This is a genomic window from Mastigocoleus testarum BC008 (assembly GCF_001456025.1).
Classification (GTDB): Bacteria; Cyanobacteriota; Cyanobacteriia; order Cyanobacteriales; family Nostocaceae; genus Mastigocoleus; species Mastigocoleus testarum.
On sequence record NZ_LMTZ01000063.1, the window covers coordinates 1 to 16,151 of the forward strand.

Consider the following 16,151-nt stretch of genomic DNA (forward strand, 5'->3'; position numbering starts at 1 on the left):
TCTTTTTATTTTCAATACCTTAAAAAGCTGTGGTACTTATTCTGCATAGCTTACAGCTTTTCTTAGTGCCATTCGATACAGAAAGGATATTGTAGGAAACCAAGCTAATCGATGCTCCCCTGCACACTATACAGGAGAGCATCGATTTATGATTTTCCTCAGATGAGTACTATCTCAATAGCAGAAACCCTAAGCTACCTTTTCAGTTGAGGAGATATTAAAAGAGCGACGCCCTTCACTACGACGAATATCTCGCCAAATTTGAGTCGCCGCAACTGCTCCATCGGCAGCTGCAACGATTACTTGATTCATGCCTAATTTCAAATCTCCAACTGCAAAGATGCGAGGATGAGATGTGCGATTCATTTTGTCGGTAATTAGATTACCACCTTGATAGTCTAACTCAATCTCCTTCAGATAGTCGGCATGATACTTCGATCCCATAGATACTAAACCTGCATCAAGTTCTACAACTGTACCGTCTTTTAGTTCAACTCCTGTCATTTGATGCTCATGCTTTATACCAAGGAATTGTTTAATCGGTTTTTCTACGAGTTTGTAACCTTCAGCATCGAGGCGATAGCGTAATTCTGTTCCAACTTCAAATCCTCCATTGGTAAATACTGTAATGTTAGGTGTAAACCAACCCAGTGGGAATGCTACTTCTAAGCTACCTTCACTCCTACCAAAAACACCCACGCGTTGACCTCGAATTTCGTAGGCATCACAAATCAGACATACATGTAAGTTATGTCCTGCATAGTCGAAAACATTTTGCATATCATCGAGGACGGGCAAATTATCAATAATACCACTGGCTGCAATCAAATAGCGAGTGCGAAAAGTTGTGTAGGTGGGATTATTCCGTCCAATTCGGACTTTCACCACAAAAATATCTCCTTCTTCTACAACACTCTCTACATAAGCGTTGAGATGATCGCCATCCACAGAAAGATAATGATCTTTCCCATGTTTCAACAAATGTCTACCAGAGGTGTCCGGAGGTAAGCCTAGATAGTTATGTAATTCCTGCATCCAGAAGGATCGAGCTTTACCTTTGTCGATGATGAGGGTGGAGAGTAAATAGCGTTGTAGATAAATACCTGCGGAAAGTCCAGCTGGACCACCCCCAACAATTAGAACATCGTAAATATGGTCTGCGCGTTGAGAAAGATTGTGTGTTGAAAGTTTCATAGATTTCTCCAGTGGTGTATTAAATATTAGATATTTTTTATTTGAGTAGTACTATCTATTGTGTGGATATATTATGTATTTTTTGTGTTTTTGAAATTATTAACAGGCAAACTGAATCGATTTACCATTGACTGAAATCAAGCGATCGAGCCTAATTTCGTTGCCATCTTTCAATTTTAGAAATTCCTCTTGATTGGCAGCATATACATCTACAATTTGGCTGTCTACTTCTAAGATAGTATCATCCTCTGTTTGATAAATAATTTTACACAGTTGCCTGAGTATTGCTAAAGCTTCCAGTTCATCGTGAAAATTACAGTCAACTAACTTATATTTATTCATCTTTCCTACCTACCATCTTTTAATTAATCTGATTATTAATCTCAAAATATCCGCTTTGACCTAAACTAGTCGTATTAATTGCGACCTGCCATTATACCACCATCAACATCCCAAACTGCACCCGTTACCCAAGAGGCTTTATCGGTTAGCAATGCTTTTGCCAATACCACTCGTACCACCAACTACAATTAACTTTTGGTCTCCAAATTATTGAAACATAACTCACCTACTTTTAATTTGAATAGACTTATGGATATTTATTGATAATCAATTGAAAATTAACCAATTGTTTGGATTAAATATATTTTTCTAGATTCCTGTCATTGGAATATAATTGGGTAACTTTTTAATACGCTCAATCCAATTCAGTAGGTTTGGATAGGGTTTAAGGTCGATTTTGCCATCGTTAGCCAGAGCAACATAGGGAAAAACAGCAATATCAGCAATCGTGGGACGCTCAAATTCTAGCCATTTACGCATACTTAAATGCTTTTCCAATTGGCTCAAAATATATTTGGCTTTTTGATGCGCGCGATCGATATTGATATTGGTCACCCTAAACAAATGGTAAAGTCTCGCATTCTCAGGACCTTGACGAACTTCTCCCGCTGCAATCGATAACCAACGAGATACCTGTGCTAGAGGTGATGCATCTGAGGGAAGCCATTTATCTCCACCATATTGTCGTCCTAAGTAAACCAAAATTGCCTGAGCATCTGCAAGTTGGATATCCCCATCAATTAGTAAAGGAACTTGTCCAAAAGGATTGAGTGTCAAGTATTCGGTAGACTTATGTTCGCCTTTCATCAGATCGACCTTAACCCACTCGTATTCGATATTTAAAAGCTCCAGTAACAGACGCACTTTATAACTATTACCAGACATTTCGTGACCATAGAGCTTAATCATTGTGCTTGTCCCAATACAGTTTCTCTAGATATAAAGATGAAATACAAATGTGAAACATAAATATGGGTGTCTTGAAAACTAAAAGTTAAATATTAACCTTATTGCATTATCAATCCACCCTTTACAGCAATAGATATTTTAAATATTATTGCTGAGTCAAATCATTACGACATTTGTACCGGATCTTGGTTCAACAACGCATCTAACTCTCCTTGTCTTTCCAAGCCATAGAGGTCATTGCTACCACCGATATGCTTGTTATTAATAAAAATCTGCGGTACAGAACGCTTACCATCCGTACCCCTCACCACCATCCGATCTCTGGCTGTTTCGTCACCATCAATAACATATTCGGTGTATTCAACACCTTTTCGATTGAGGAGTTGTTTTGCACGAATACAAAATGGACAAGTACTCCAGGTGTAGATTTCTACATTCGCCATAACCAATACCTCTGCTATTTACTAAGTCAATGTTTACTAGATGAGAAATTCGAATTACACTAGTCAAAATCAAACTAATTGCAAAGAAACCTATCACTCGTTAATATAACGATTGACCTACTTCCTACTAGTTGGATGGTAACACGTTAAAAAAAATCAAAGATTAGTTTTTCCTGAGAAATTAGACTTTGATAAACTGCATTAATTGTTCTATTACCTGGTGGAACTGGTCAGAACCTCCTCGAACCCGAGCAACTAACATACCCCCTTCCAGCAATCCAAAAATCAAACTAGCTGTGGTCTGTACATCTTCATCAATGCGAAAACTACCATCAGCACGACCATCATTCAGTAGAGTTACTAGCCGTTCCTCGTTAGCTTCATAGAAACAGCGAACCCGCTCTACTAATGGATGATTTAAGGTTTTTAGTTCAGCCCCTAGCATCGCACACAGGCAAACTTTATCCCGATCGCCACTACTAAGGGTAGTTTCAAACAGTCCGCAATAACGCCTTAATTTAACTTCGGGTGTATCGCTAGAAGCAAGAATACCATCCACCATCCGTAGAAAGCGATCGCTATAACGATCTAGCAGAGCAGCCAACAAATCATCCTTTCGAGGAAAATGTGTGTGGATACTTGCCTTACGAATCCCTACGCTGTTACTAATATCTTGATAGCTCATGCAATTTACGCCAAGACGTTGAATTAACTCTTGAGCTACATCCAGAATTAGGGTTTTGGTATCTGTCTGTTTCATGAATTTATTTTTCTAACATTACTATCCTACTAGTAGGTAGGAAGATTTGTCAAATATTACAATCTAACTGCAGTTCATGATGATTTTATTCCGGTGAAGTTTCCGTATCAGTCCAAAAAATAGCAGAAGCATCACGATTCTCAGTGTAGATTTTCTGAACTATAGGACCAAAATAACCACTTTGAATCAAAGTATTTAAGCACCATAAAACTAAAGGTACACTCACAATAATCGTTGCAAACATCAAAAACCTAGATTTACTTTTCTTCATGTAGATAACTGATAGTAGCAAACCAAGCCACACAGCCCACCAATCTTCAGACTTATAAAGAGGTGACCATTTTGTTCTATTCATCACCTGAAACGCTTAAGACCCTAATAATTTAATGTTTATTCCAGGATACTACCAGAAATTAGCGAGAAGTTGAGAGCCCCTGAGTTTTAACCAGGGGATGTACGCTAAAGCGCACCACTTCAGTGGGGAAAACTGAACGGTAGGATTCATCCTGCCGTCTTTCTTATCCATTGTTCTATCATTTCGCTCACACTTACACCTTGTTCTTTAGCTTTAACTTGTAACAATTCCCAGGCTGTAGGGGTAAATGCAAGCGTGTGCTTCTTCTTCACTTCGTCATAAATATAGGGAGTATTTTTTAAACCCTTCTGACCTTTTCTTATTGACATTTTTAGCTATGCCGTATAACCTAGGTATAGATTAGCAAAGGCAAGGAGGTGAGTCAACTTTGTACAAAACAATTCCGGTTAACGGTAATTTTAATGACTGGGAGAATGATTACTGGGCTGACCAGTGTCGCAACGCTAACAGTTTAATTAATTGTGCAATCTACTATGTCAAGCAAAAACATTACGCTGCTCTGGCTGAGATGGATAATTCACGATCCTTGTATTGGCGAGGTGACGAGTTGCGTAATGGGTGGAAAACCTATCAATGCAAAGACATAAGTTACGCGAAGCTTTGTGCTGACCTAAAGGAAAATCCACACTATAAAGCACTAGCAGCACAAGCAGCACAACAAACATTAAAGTCTGTTGGTGAGTCTATAACCTCTTATAACGGGTTGGTAAGGGCTTATTACAAGGGAGAAGTTAATAGACCTAGGTTGCTTAGATACCGTAAGGCTGGAGGATTGGCGGCTGTAACATTTCCCGCACAAGCACTGGCTTACAAAGATGGACGAGTTTACCCATCTGTGAGTAAAGAAACCAAGCCACATTTAATCGACCAGATATCCTTTTGCTTACCAGAGTTCATTGATTTTGACTGGGTAAAGGAAGTAACAATACGCCCTAACCTGGGTGAATTCTGGATCGATTGGGTTATTGATGACGGCAAGCAGCCCATAACTCATAACCCTAACCTTGATTATTCCCAAGCCTGGAGTTATGACCACGGTGGGTCTAATTGGTTAACAGGTATCTCAACTCAAGGGAAAAGCTTAATTGTCAATGGTCGTAAGCTTAGATCGATGAACCAGGGCTACTGCCGTTTAATTGCCAAGTACAAGCAAGGTAAGTCAGATTTTTACTGGGATGCCAACCTTGACAGAGTGCAACGCAAACGTAACAACCAAATGAGAGATGCCATCAACAAAGCTGCTAGATTTATTGTTAGCCGCTGTTTGGATGATGGTATTGGCAATTTGATTATTGGCTGGAACGACGGACAGAAGCAGCGTTCTAAGATGAGTAAGCGCAGTAATCAAAATTTTGTTCTAATCCCAACAGGGAGATTGATTGAGCGCTTAAAACAATTTTGCCCAGAGTATGGAATAGTTTTAACAATCACTGAAGAGTCTTACACATCCAAGGCATCATTTTTAGATAATGACTCCTTACCGAGATATGGTGAAAAACCCAAGAACTGGAAGCCCTCGGGAACAAGAGTTAAGCGCGGATTGTATAAAACTGGCTCATGTTTTTTGATTAATGCTGATTGCAATGGTGCTGCGAATATTGCAAGAAAAGTAGCCGCACAGTTAGATCTAGATCTAACCAAGGTGGTTAGGGGAGCTTTGACACTCCCACAACGTTATGACTTATTTAATGATTTAACTAAATCGTATCGTAAGCGTTGTCTAAGCCGGACGCTATCCGAGAAACTCACAATTGTTGAAGACGTCTCGCACTCACAACAGTTGCGTAGTCCGGATTCCATCCGACGTAGCAACATCAGCTTAGAATCCCCCGTGTTTTAACCGGGGGAGATGTCAATTACTGAACATCCACAAAGATTAATTGTTATGAACTGGTTTTCCTATTAATAAAATTATCAATAAAATTCTTAAGCTCTTTTACTGAAGATATATGATACACCGACTTGTATTCAGACATTCCTGCAAGTTTTTTGCTAAATTCAGGTGTCCATAGTTTGGGAGAATTTCGCAGATTTACCCAACTTGTAATGGTACTTTGTATCATTGGACTTTTATCAGGCCAACCTTCAGGTTTGAAAAGAGGACTTTTAAATAATCTTTTTGTTACCCACCAATAATGAACTCTTAGGGGAAGATCGATATAAATTAAGGTATCAGCTTCAGATAACCGTTCTCTAAATGTTGCGATCGTACCTAAGCCATCTATTATCCAAGCTTCAGATTTTAAGATTTCATTATGCTTTTGTAAGTAAATATTTTCGGCAACTTTTTCGCCTCCAGTAAGATACTCAATTTTATCTAGCTGGTACAAAGGAATACCGGTAGCTACAGATAAGTTTTTACTAAATGTTGATTTTCCACCACCTGGCTTACCAAATACTGCGACTTTTTTCATTTGTGGTAGTTTGATGGGTTACACATACTTACTACTTCTCCATCAGGCAATAATCACTAATAATCATTGATAACCATTAAATCTTATATTCTGCATTTTAAAGTGTCACATTAGGAACCTTAAATTTTTAAGATAGCTTGATTAAACCTGTAGTCATAACTTGTCAACATAGATTGGATATATTAGTCAACACAAAGAAAAAATCAAAACGATTCCACTCAATTTAAAACTTGCTATTTCAAACATTTCACCAAAATTCATAATCGGAACTGACAAAACTTTCGGCTAAAGCTCATAAGCATGCAACGCAGGGGTAATACAATACCACATATTGATGATATTTCGATGATTTAAAGTATTATTAGATATAAAAAAACTCATAATTTCATAGATAGAAAAAAAATTAAAGTTTTCAACAATATTTTAATTATGATTTGACGATCAATGTATACAGCAAATAAGCTATAGTAAATATACGTGTTATTTTAATTCAATAAATACTTGGAATATTTTGGAAAAGGGGAAAAGGGGGCAAAAACTGATGTGTCACTTTATTTTTGGCTAGAAAATAACTTTCGACTCGACCCTTGGAGTACTGACTATCAACCTCCCATTGAAATACAGGAACTCTCTTCATCTGAGAGTGAGGTCGACCATAGTGTAGAGGAAACAAACTGGAGTGATTTCAGTAAGAAAAGGGTTCCACCCGAATTACCAAAAAAAACTAGTTTTTATTGATGGTCGTCGCCGTATGGATGCAGCCTTATACTAAATCTGGGTTAATTACCTCTTTTCAGAATGAGAGAGGGAAGTGTGGCTCTCAAGGGTAGGTTTTTTGGTATTGCAGAAATAGTTGAGAAAATTATCAACTGCTTAACGTGGTTTGGTCGTTTCAGGATTTAAACATCGCCTAAAACGTCCAAAAAATGACCAAATACGAAATACCTACCCTTGAGAGGGGAAGTGTGGGAGGAAATCCCAAAAAATATAAAGGGGTTTTAAGAATCGAATTTGGTATTAGTCGGTGGTAGTGGAAACACTGTAAATTATGTGTCTTTGGTACTATTGCTGTTGGTGCAGTAGTTGTAGATAGAAATAGACATACAGCTAAATGCGATCGCATTTTAGTCCATCGCATTTTAGGATTTGGAGGTAACCAAAAAGCACCAAAAGAAACATTTATTCCCTGTCCATGGGGAAATAAAGCAGAATTGGTTTACCTACCAGTGAAACCGCATTTGGATAATAAACCAGAAATCCGCAGAAAGCTGGTACAAACGGAAATGCTAAATTGGTTAGGGAGAAATGCACCTTCAACCGCAGAAGCTTTAATGCGTCGTTTGTGGAGTATTTGCGAGGAAATCGGTCACTTAAAAGCAGAAGAAGAAAAAGGATTTAATTTAGTTGAAGCAGAACCTGGACGTCCGGCTAAAGTTGAATTTATATCTATTCCTTGTTAGAAACCTTTAAAAGTCATTGAACGTAATGAAGATAATTTAGAAGAAACTTTAGAAGCTCAAGGGGAACATCCAGGATTTTTAAAAGTGGTTGTAAAACTAAATATTTCCAAAATGGGTTTAGCAGAAATGGTACGTAAGCTTTGTCCCCAAGCTTTGATTGTTGAACCTAGCTACCCAAAAGTTGAACCAAAAAAACGAGTTGAATTGCAAGAAGACTATAAATTCGATGCTGTCAAAGAATTCCAGAATTATTATTCCTATACCAAAGGGATAGAAGAAGTACCAACAGCAGTTTTAGAAGCATTTAAACAATTACATCAGGAGATGAACAATGCGATCACTTGAATTAGAATTAGAAAATTTCACCAGTTTTCGTTCTCGTCAAACTTTAGATTTTTCCAAACTGGACTTATTCGCAATTACAGGACCGACGGGTGCGGGTAAAACTTCCCTACTAGATGCTATTACATTTGCACTTTACGGTAATGTGCCGCGTTTCGGTAAGAATGCAAAAGCTAGTCAAATAGTGAGTCAATGTAGGGATAATCTTAAAGTTAGTTTTCGATTTGAGGTGCCAGAGGTAGAATATAGAGTCACTCGAACTTGGTATAACTGCGGTAAAACCGCAAAAAATGATGTTGTGTTGGAGAAACTAAATCATGATAAGTGGGAAAAGTTAGAGATTAAAGAAAAAGCTGTCACCAAGCGGGTAGAAGAAATCTTGGGAATGGACTTTAAAAAGTTCACACGGATCATTTTATTACCCCAAGGTAAGCTTGATAGGTTTATCAAAGGAAGAAAAGATAAGCGTCGTGCAATATTACGAAAATTAGCTGGTTTTGAAGTTTTTGAAAGGACGCGAAAGCAAGCTAGCGAAAAAGCAAAAATATTTAGAGGTAAATATAAAATCCTAGAAAATCAGCAAAATGATTTAGAAATACCTAGCGATTCTGAAATTACAGAGAAAAAGCAGAACTTAATAGCAATTGAAAAGGAAACACCTCTGTTAACAGAAAAAGTATTAAAAGCACAACAGGAATTAGATCGAGCAGAGAAATTATTTGAAAATATTAAACGTCTGTCTCAATTACAAAATGATTTAAGTAAACTGTGTGTTAAAGATAGAGAAATTGAGAATTTGATATTGCAATTACAACAAGTGCAAGCAGCTGACCAAATTAAGGATAATTATGCTTTGCTAAAAGCAGCAAGAGATGAGGATAAAAAAGCTCAAGCTGCTGTTATTTCAGTAGAAAAATACTTAAACCAAGCTCAACAGGAATTAGAAAAACACAAGCAAAAACTCGAACAAATAAAAGTCCATCAGCAAAAAATAGCACCTCAAATAAAAATACGAGAAGAAGCTCTCAAATCTGCCGAAAATTACGAACAACAAAGACAACAATATCAGGGAAAACTAGAAAGGAATAAGAAAAATCAGTCAACGAGACAAGAAAATTTATTCAAACTAGAGAAATCATTAGAACAGACTGAAATTAAATTGCAAGATACTCAAAAACAAGCCGAAAAAGCTGAATTAGCAAAGAAAAAAGACCTAGCTGCAATATTTATCCAAGCCGAACAAATTTTAGAAGCTGACAGAAATGCTCATAAAACAGCATTATTGGAATATTACGACGTAAACCAAGAAGTAGAACGTCGGGAAAAACAATTACAGGAAGTTGAAATCAAACTTCACGAGCTTACCGGTGGTAAAACTTGTGCGGACTTAAAAGCTGAATTAGAAAAAGATAAACAAAAGCTTGAAAAACAACTCCAAAAAGCTAACGAATCTTATCAAGTTGCTGATAAAACAGTAATTCAGTACGAAACAAAGGATAAAGAAGCGAGTAAATCCGCAGAAGAAACAGCCATCAGAAAGTCAGAATTAGAACAAAATTGGCAAGCTGCACTTGTCAGTTCTGAATTTACTGAAGAAAGTTTTAAGCATGCCCTGGATAATTCCAAGCATCAAAAAACCTGGCAAAAACAAATCGCAGACTACAACAATCAAAAAGTTAAACTAGAAGTAGCTTACTTTTGGATGAGGGATTTGGTACTTTGGATGGAGAAACATTAGAAACTGTTCACCAAATTCTAGAATCTTTACGACAACAAGATAAATTAATTGGGATCATCACCCATGTTAAATAACTAGGAGAGCGATTGCCTCAAGTGAAGGTCGTAAATTCCAGAAGGTTCAAAATTAGAAGTAGTACTCCACCACATAAGTTCTGAGGGTNGTAAAGTCTTGATATTAAAGCGCTAAAGCGCTACTACGAACCTTAATTTACCTATCAAAATTAATGTGGTGTAGTAGTAGAAGCATTTTAATCATTAGGGCGCACGTTGGTGCGCCCCTACAAGTAAAGAATTATTTTTTCAATTGTTGTTTGAATATTCCCATGAATCTCAATCTTAAAATAAGGGAGTTGTCTTGCTGTTACGATTTAATTGATGAACGCAAAACTTAAACCTGACTGGGCTGGTGAAGACTTGCTATCGCGCTGCGTCAACTTAATGATCCAGACCAAACCAATCTATGCCCTGATGAAACATCAAGCAAGGCAAGTAATAATAAAAACTGCCGAGAAGAAGGGTGTTCCCTGGCGGGAAAACTACGAAAAATTCCAAGCATCGGGAATCAAAGAAAAGTTAGGGGAAGTTATAAACCCAGATGTAGTTTACCCAGATTACTATCAAGTACCTTTCCACGCTTACCCTGAAGGTAACCTGTGCTGGAAAGCTGCTTTTGAAGCTCCCAGCGCTACCTATTCAATGGGATTGAGAGTTTGGCCAAAAGAAAAAGATTTGACTTGGGAAGTTGCTCAAGAGCGATTGAGATCGAGTTTCCATCAGGTTCTAGCAAATTCAAAATATCATCCCCCGCAAGTTAAAGATATTTTAGATATTGGTTGTTCGGTGGGTATTTCGACTTTGACCTTACATCGCTACTATCAAGATAAGCAAACCGATGCCGTTCGTACAGTTGGCTTAGATCTATCCCCTTATATGCTAGCCGTTGCCAAAGAAATAGATGTTAAAGGTGAAATATCTCAATGGTTGCACGCCCGAGCAGAAAACACAGGACTTCCAGATGATTCCTTTGACTTAGTAACTCTACAATTTGTCACCCACGAACTCCCTGGAACTGCTAGCAAGCAAATTTTTCAAGAAGTTTTACGTTTGTTGCGTCCGGGTGGTTGTATTGCTTTGGTAGATAATAACCCCAAGTCTCCCGTAATTCAAAACCTCCCACCGGTACTGTTTACATTAATGAAAAGTACAGAACCTTGGAGCGATGATTATTACACCTTTGATATTGAGGAAACATTACACTCGGTTGGTTTTAAAGAGCCAGTAACAGTTGCAAGCGATCCCCGACATCGAACAATTATCGCCAAAAAACCCAACTGATAACGCTACGCGGAAGTAAGGAGTAAGAAGTAATGTTAGCGCCTAGCGTAAGCGTACCGGTTTGGACGCGTCTAAAGACGAATGCACGCGTCTGACGACGTTAGCGCAGCAAGAGGCTTTGTCGTCGCCGAATCCGTAAGGTGACGTAGTCATAGGCTCTGCCGTAAGGCTTAACCGCAAGGTAGCAGTTCCGTAGGTAGCGCAGCTATAGCTAGAGACTCTGCCGTCGCCATAAAAGCTCTAGGTATTGCGCATAGTAATGAGTTTCTATCCCCAATCCCCAGTCGCTATATGCCGCAAGGTGGCACGCAGTGCTATCCCCAATCCCCAGTTATTGGTTACCTGTTTGCTGTTTCCTTATATCCAAGGTTTTGGCTGTGCAACAGCAAATCCTTGGATATAATCAACACCAATATTTTGTAGCATATGAATAGTTTGTATATTCTCAATATTTTCCGCAATGGTTTCTAAACCCATCACATGTCCAACATGGTTAATAGATTCCACAATTGCATAGGTTGTGGGATCTTGGGAAATATCTCTAATGAATTTTCCATCAATTTTCAGGAAATCAACAGGTAAGTATCCAAACAGCGTTTTAAGTCATCTGGATGAACACCCTCTGTCCAGCCATCACCCATTTCTTGTTCTAAAGTGCGTCCAGTAAAATCCAGCCATCCCTTGCTCAAATAGTCACAAAATTTATCTGCTCTCGAACTCCAAATCAAAACAGGTGCAGCGTCAGCCATTCGCCGAAAACGTTGCTCGCTTTCCTGAAGAGCTTTTTCTGCAATATTACGTTCTGTAACATCAGTCATAACAGCTAATGAACGGACAATTTGACCAGTTTCATCCTTTTGGGCGATTGCACTAAGTAAAATATCAATGACCTTACCATTTTTACAAACCATTTGATAAGGAATATCTATACAAATACCATTTTGTAAATATTCTGGAAATTTTTGTTGTGCGTATTGTTGTGATTTCTGAGTTAGGAATTCAAGATATTTACGTCCTATAACTTCGTGATGTTCATAGCCAAGATTGTGCAACCACATATTACTAACACTGACCAGTTCCCCTTTAATATTTATTGAATGCAGCATTACTGGGGTATTCTCATATAGGTGCTGATAGCATGCGGCACTTCTTCTCCACAATTTTGTTCTCAAGTCAACTAAGCTTTCCAAATGATGTTGATATTGCCGTAATTCTTCATCAGTTTGTTTGCGTACCAGAAAATTAGTAAAGATTTCACGAACTAACTTCAAATCTCGTTCGGTAATAATCCCAGCCGAGTATATATTTATCCCTTGATTTTCAATGATTACTACACAACTCACCTGATTTTTTAACATTAAACTAACTGCGGTGATGATAGTTGCGTTAGAAGAAACAGTAACCACTTCTCCAGTCATTGATTCTTCTACCGTTCTTAGCCGTAATAAATCAGTTGACTGCATCGTTGCGCGAATACTTTCTGGTGTGACGGTTCCCATCAAATTCCCTTGTTTGTCAAGTATGGGAAGGTGACGTATGCGATGGATACGGAAGAAATTTATTACCGCAAGGGAAGAATCTATATGATGAAACAGGAGAGTCTTAACGGGGGAACTCATAACCCGATTAACTGGAGTACCCTCGAAATCAAGATTTTGGACTGCAAGACGAACAATGTCACGTTCGGTAAGAATACCTCGAAGTTCGCCATCACCCATAACCAGCGCATAACTATAACGTTTTTGAGTCGATTTTTCTTCCAGTATCGAAGATTTTCGTAACCTGGGTAGGGAACCTTGATTCATTCTCAAAACGACTTCAGCTACAGTCGTTTCCAATGATATGCAAGGCGGATTAACATCAATAGCAACTCTCAAGCTATCAGATTGACTCATGATTTACTCATGAAACTTACACATGAATATACATCACGTTCTCAAATTTATATATTAATGTGAATTATATTAGGTAATTTGATTGATGTTTAATACTGAGTTTACTTTTTAGTTTAGTTGGAAAATAACATTTATATTGGCAGATGTTGCAGTTAGAAGATTCAGTTAGCGTAGGATAAAAATAAGTAAACTTACTTAACAAAAACTAATATGACTTTAACAGAAGAAGTTCTCAAGACATTACCAGGCGATATTTTAGGAAAGTTACGCCAAGGCGATCGCGTATTAAAATCCATCAGGGAAGGTAGCGCACCCGTGCCAATGGTAGTGAAGGAAAATCCACATCCCTTAGAACAAGTAAGCTGGGATGTTGTGATTTCTGGTGGCACATTAGGCATTTTAATCGGTTGTGCTTTAGTTATGCAAGGTTGGCGAGTAGCGATAATTGAACGCGGTACTTTACAAGGTAGAGAGCAGGAGTGGAATATATCTCGCCAGGAATTAGAAGTATTTTTACAATTAAATTTACTCACTAAGGAAGAATTGGAAACAGCTATCGTTACCGAATACAATCCAGCAAGGGTTGGCTTTCAAGGTAGTCCAGATATTTGGGTTAAAGGGGTTCTTAATATTGGGGTGTACCCGGTGTACTTACTAGAAACCTTAAAACAAAAGTTTTTAAAGGCTGGAGGAAAATTGTTTGAAAGTACATCTTTTGTCGATGCTGTAGTTCATCCCAATGGCGTCAATGTTAACAATCAATTTAAAACCAGGCTATTGATAGATGCGATGGGACATTTTTCACCTATTGCACAGCAAGCTCGGAAGGGAAAGAAACCGGATGCAATTTGTTTAGTAGTGGGAAGTTGTGCTGAAGGTTTTCCGGAAAACAAGACCGGCGACTTGTTTGTATCTTTTACCCCCGTGCAAAAACAGTGTCAGTACTTTTGGGAGGCTTTTCCAGCCAAGGATGGTAGAACGACCTACATGTTTACCTATATGGATACAAATCCCCAACGTCAGAGTTTAGAGACGCTATATGAGGATTATCTACGCCTGATGCCAGAATATCAGAGTGTAAAATTGTCGCAATTGAAATTTAAGCGGGCGCTATTTGGCTTTTTCCCTTCCTATCGTCAAAGTCCCCTCAGAACACCTTGGGATCGAATTTTACCGATAGGGGATAGTAGTGGAAGTCAATCTCCCCTAAGCTTTGGGGGTTTTGGGGCTATGGTGCGTCATCTACCGCGTTTGGCTTCAGGAATTGAAGAAGCATTGCAAACAGAACAACTATCAGCCAAAGGCTTAAAACTATTACAACCTTATCAGCCAAGCTTAACAGTAACTTGGTTATTTCAAAAAGCAATGAGTGTGGGTGCAAATCAAAAAATTAACCCCGAACAAATCAACCAATTACTATCAGTTGTTTTTCAAAGGATGGAAAAACTAGGTGAATCTGTACTCAAACCTTTTTTGCAAGATATAGTCCAGTTTAGTGCCCTTACAAAAAGTTTACTTACTATCGGAATATTTCATCCCAAATTGGTATTGCAAATTTTTCCTCAAGTGGGTTTGGGAGCTTTATTACATTGGATAATACATTATATCAACTTAGGGGTTTATTCGGTTTTATTTAAACTAAGTTTGATGTTAAAACCCTTATTGAACAGTTTACCGGGAGTCCCCAAATATTACTTGGGTCGTTGGTTTGATGCTTGGAAATATGGCTCGGGAAGTGATTATCATTTGGATAGTAAATGATTCACAATTAGGTTAACTATCTTTGCAAATATATATAGTTAATAAAGATGTAAAACTTTATCAAAAAAATACTGCAAAATTCTCATTGTTAGCCTATAAATATAAGAAACAATAAAATCAAATGGCAGATAAAGAATCTCAAGGAATAAAATATTTTGCAGTATTAACTGGTTTATTGCGGGAACGTCAGGGTTTCTTAGAGGAAATCCGTCAGGGACACAGATTAATGATTAAGATAACTTCTTTATTAGTCTGTAGTTCCTTGTTTTTAGCTATATATGGTGGAATTATTGGAGCTTATCATAGCTGGATGCAAGCCTTAGCATCAGCAGTAAAATTACCCGCATTGTATTTAATTACTTTAATAATTTGTTTGCCTACTTTGTTTTTTGCCAATATTATTTTTGGCTCTAAACGAAGCTTTGGTCAATACTTTGCTTTGGTCATGACTGCGATCGCAATCACTAGCGTCTTGCTATTTAGTTTTGCACCAATAACGCTATTTTTTATGATTAGCACCAGCAATTACCAATTCCTAATCTTATTAAATGTAATTCTGTTTGCAATTACTGGGTTAATAGGTATATTGTTTTTGTACAAATCAGCAAAAATAGTTATAGAACAGGAAGGGGAAGGAAGTAATACCCGCAGTAAAATCATTCAATACTGGTTATTTCTTTATGCATTTGTTGGGAGTCAATTAGGTTGGACATTGAGACCATTTTTTGGTACTCCAGGTTCTCCATTTCAATTATTCCGTGAAAAGGAAGGAAATTTTTATCTAAGTATTATCCAAGCTATGGCATATCTCTTTGGAATACATAATTTATAATTCGTAGTTCGTAGTGACACGCATCCTGACGGACGAACGTAATGTGTCCTATTGTACGCGACGGAGCCGTTTGTTGACGCAGCTACGCTGAACACCGTCAGGTGCGGGCTAACGGACACGCAATACCTATAGCTGCGCTACCCACGGGTCCGGTACGCTGTCGCTAGGCGCTAACGTAATTTGTACGCGCTGCACAAACTTAATTTATTTCCTTTTCTATTAATTATTACCTATTACCCATTACCTATTACCCATTACCTATTACCTATTTACCGTATCCGCTCAGTAAGTCGGGGTAAGAAGAAAAAAGAAGAAGGAACAAAAGTAGAGCATGTGTCGTAGAATATG

Annotated in this window: 18 protein-coding genes; 8 read left to right on the forward strand and 10 right to left on the reverse strand. The window is 38.0% G+C overall.

Annotated features, from left to right (window positions below):
• Positions 1-189: 189 nt before the first annotated feature.
• From BC008_RS10660 to BC008_RS10690, 7 genes are all read right to left on the reverse strand, one after another.
• The gene (locus BC008_RS10660; RefSeq protein WP_027846385.1) at positions 190-1,194 is read right to left on the reverse strand and encodes an NAD(P)/FAD-dependent oxidoreductase; all 1,005 of its coding nucleotides are present in this window, start codon (positions 1,192-1,194) and stop codon (positions 190-192) included.
• A gap of 99 nt (positions 1,195-1,293) precedes the next feature.
• Positions 1,294-1,536, reverse strand: a complete 243-nt coding sequence (locus BC008_RS10665) for a hypothetical protein (protein WP_027846386.1) — start codon at positions 1,534-1,536, stop codon at positions 1,294-1,296.
• Positions 1,537-1,845: 309 nt separating this feature from the next.
• A complete protein-coding gene (locus tag BC008_RS10670; protein ID WP_027846387.1) occupies positions 1,846-2,445 on the reverse strand; it encodes a glutathione S-transferase family protein in 600 nt (199 codons plus the stop codon).
• 164 nt (positions 2,446-2,609) lie between these two features.
• Complete coding sequence (gene grxC / locus BC008_RS10675) at positions 2,610-2,888, reverse strand: glutaredoxin 3 (RefSeq protein ID WP_027846388.1); 279 nt, start codon at positions 2,886-2,888, stop codon at positions 2,610-2,612.
• A 181-nt stretch (positions 2,889-3,069) separates the two neighbouring features.
• The gene (locus BC008_RS10680) at positions 3,070-3,648 is read right to left on the reverse strand and encodes a TetR/AcrR family transcriptional regulator (protein WP_027846389.1); all 579 of its coding nucleotides are present in this window, start codon (positions 3,646-3,648) and stop codon (positions 3,070-3,072) included.
• A gap of 85 nt (positions 3,649-3,733) precedes the next feature.
• A complete protein-coding gene (locus BC008_RS10685) occupies positions 3,734-4,003 on the reverse strand; it encodes a hypothetical protein (RefSeq protein WP_027846390.1) in 270 nt (89 codons plus the stop codon).
• Between the two features lie 146 nt (positions 4,004-4,149).
• On the reverse strand, positions 4,150-4,332 hold the full coding sequence (locus BC008_RS10690; protein WP_027846391.1) for a hypothetical protein: 183 nt from the start codon (positions 4,330-4,332) through the stop codon (positions 4,150-4,152).
• A 59-nt stretch (positions 4,333-4,391) separates the two neighbouring features.
• Between BC008_RS10690 and BC008_RS10695 the strand changes: the two genes are divergently transcribed.
• Positions 4,392-5,864 (forward strand): RNA-guided endonuclease InsQ/TnpB family protein, encoded by a 1,473-nt coding sequence (locus BC008_RS10695; RefSeq protein ID WP_235595849.1) that lies wholly within the window; start codon positions 4,392-4,394, stop codon positions 5,862-5,864.
• Positions 5,865-5,907: 43 nt separating this feature from the next.
• Here BC008_RS10695 and BC008_RS10700 read toward each other — a convergent pair whose 3' ends face one another.
• Positions 5,908-6,438, reverse strand: a complete 531-nt coding sequence (locus BC008_RS10700) for a P-loop NTPase family protein (RefSeq protein ID WP_027846986.1) — start codon at positions 6,436-6,438, stop codon at positions 5,908-5,910.
• Positions 6,439-6,981: 543 nt separating this feature from the next.
• Between BC008_RS10700 and BC008_RS10705 the strand changes: the two genes are divergently transcribed.
• From BC008_RS10705 to BC008_RS10725, 5 genes are all read left to right on the forward strand, one after another.
• Positions 6,982-7,176 (forward strand): hypothetical protein, encoded by a 195-nt coding sequence (locus tag BC008_RS10705; RefSeq protein ID WP_153009563.1) that lies wholly within the window; start codon positions 6,982-6,984, stop codon positions 7,174-7,176.
• A gap of 488 nt (positions 7,177-7,664) precedes the next feature.
• Positions 7,665-7,898, forward strand: a complete 234-nt coding sequence (locus BC008_RS50455) for a hypothetical protein (protein ID WP_058183518.1) — start codon at positions 7,665-7,667, stop codon at positions 7,896-7,898.
• Between the two features lie 84 nt (positions 7,899-7,982).
• A complete protein-coding gene (locus BC008_RS10715) occupies positions 7,983-8,243 on the forward strand; it encodes a hypothetical protein (protein ID WP_027846829.1) in 261 nt (86 codons plus the stop codon).
• Positions 8,230-9,978, forward strand: coding sequence for an AAA family ATPase (locus BC008_RS10720; protein ID WP_027846828.1), 1,749 nt, complete (start codon positions 8,230-8,232; stop codon positions 9,976-9,978). Before BC008_RS10715 ends, BC008_RS10720 begins: the two co-directional genes overlap by 14 nt.
• A gap of 377 nt (positions 9,979-10,355) precedes the next feature.
• Positions 10,356-11,315, forward strand: coding sequence for a class I SAM-dependent methyltransferase (locus BC008_RS10725; protein ID WP_027846301.1), 960 nt, complete (start codon positions 10,356-10,358; stop codon positions 11,313-11,315).
• A 357-nt stretch (positions 11,316-11,672) separates the two neighbouring features.
• On the opposite strand, the gene BC008_RS46300 is transcribed toward BC008_RS10725, so the two are convergent.
• Both BC008_RS46300 and BC008_RS10730 read right to left on the reverse strand, forming a co-directional pair.
• Positions 11,673-11,909: an EAL domain-containing protein gene (locus BC008_RS46300; protein ID WP_082650536.1), complete on the reverse strand. Its 237-nt coding sequence runs from the start codon at positions 11,907-11,909 to the stop codon at positions 11,673-11,675.
• Positions 11,879-13,210 carry a PAS domain S-box protein gene (locus tag BC008_RS10730; RefSeq protein ID WP_058183519.1) on the reverse strand — a complete coding sequence of 444 codons (1,332 nt, stop codon included), beginning with the start codon at positions 13,208-13,210 and terminating at the stop codon, positions 11,879-11,881. Before BC008_RS10730 ends, BC008_RS46300 begins: the two co-directional genes overlap by 31 nt.
• Before the next feature lie 210 nt (positions 13,211-13,420).
• Here BC008_RS10730 and BC008_RS10735 point away from each other — a divergent pair, with 210 nt between their 5' ends.
• Together BC008_RS10735 and BC008_RS10740 are read left to right on the forward strand one after the other, a co-directional pair.
• Positions 13,421-14,971: an FAD-dependent monooxygenase family protein gene (locus BC008_RS10735; protein WP_027846299.1), complete on the forward strand. Its 1,551-nt coding sequence runs from the start codon at positions 13,421-13,423 to the stop codon at positions 14,969-14,971.
• Positions 14,972-15,092: 121 nt separating this feature from the next.
• Positions 15,093-15,803: a hypothetical protein gene (locus tag BC008_RS10740; protein ID WP_027846298.1), complete on the forward strand. Its 711-nt coding sequence runs from the start codon at positions 15,093-15,095 to the stop codon at positions 15,801-15,803.
• Positions 15,804-16,151: the final 348 nt, after the last annotated feature.

Coding starts and splice junctions, on each gene's coding strand:
- BC008_RS10660 (WP_027846385.1), bottom strand. CDS start 1,194: ATGAAACTTTCAACACACAATCTTTCTCAACGCGCAGACCATATTTAC.
- BC008_RS10665 (WP_027846386.1), bottom strand. CDS start 1,536: ATGAATAAATATAAGTTAGTTGACTGTAATTTTCACGATGAACTGGAA.
- BC008_RS10670 (WP_027846387.1), bottom strand. CDS start 2,445: ATGATTAAGCTCTATGGTCACGAAATGTCTGGTAATAGTTATAAAGTG.
- grxC (WP_027846388.1), bottom strand. CDS start 2,888: ATGGCGAATGTAGAAATCTACACCTGGAGTACTTGTCCATTTTGTATT.
- BC008_RS10680 (WP_027846389.1), bottom strand. CDS start 3,648: ATGAAACAGACAGATACCAAAACCCTAATTCTGGATGTAGCTCAAGAG.
- BC008_RS10685 (WP_027846390.1), bottom strand. CDS start 4,003: ATGAATAGAACAAAATGGTCACCTCTTTATAAGTCTGAAGATTGGTGG.
- BC008_RS10690 (WP_027846391.1), bottom strand. CDS start 4,332: ATGTCAATAAGAAAAGGTCAGAAGGGTTTAAAAAATACTCCCTATATT.
- BC008_RS10700 (WP_027846986.1), bottom strand. CDS start 6,438: ATGAAAAAAGTCGCAGTATTTGGTAAGCCAGGTGGTGGAAAATCAACA.
- BC008_RS10720 (WP_027846828.1), top strand. CDS start 8,230: ATGCGATCACTTGAATTAGAATTAGAAAATTTCACCAGTTTTCGTTCT.
- BC008_RS10725 (WP_027846301.1), top strand. CDS start 10,356: ATGAACGCAAAACTTAAACCTGACTGGGCTGGTGAAGACTTGCTATCG.
- BC008_RS10730 (WP_058183519.1), bottom strand. CDS start 13,210: ATGAGTCAATCTGATAGCTTGAGAGTTGCTATTGATGTTAATCCGCCT.
- BC008_RS10735 (WP_027846299.1), top strand. CDS start 13,421: ATGACTTTAACAGAAGAAGTTCTCAAGACATTACCAGGCGATATTTTA.
- BC008_RS10740 (WP_027846298.1), top strand. CDS start 15,093: ATGGCAGATAAAGAATCTCAAGGAATAAAATATTTTGCAGTATTAACT.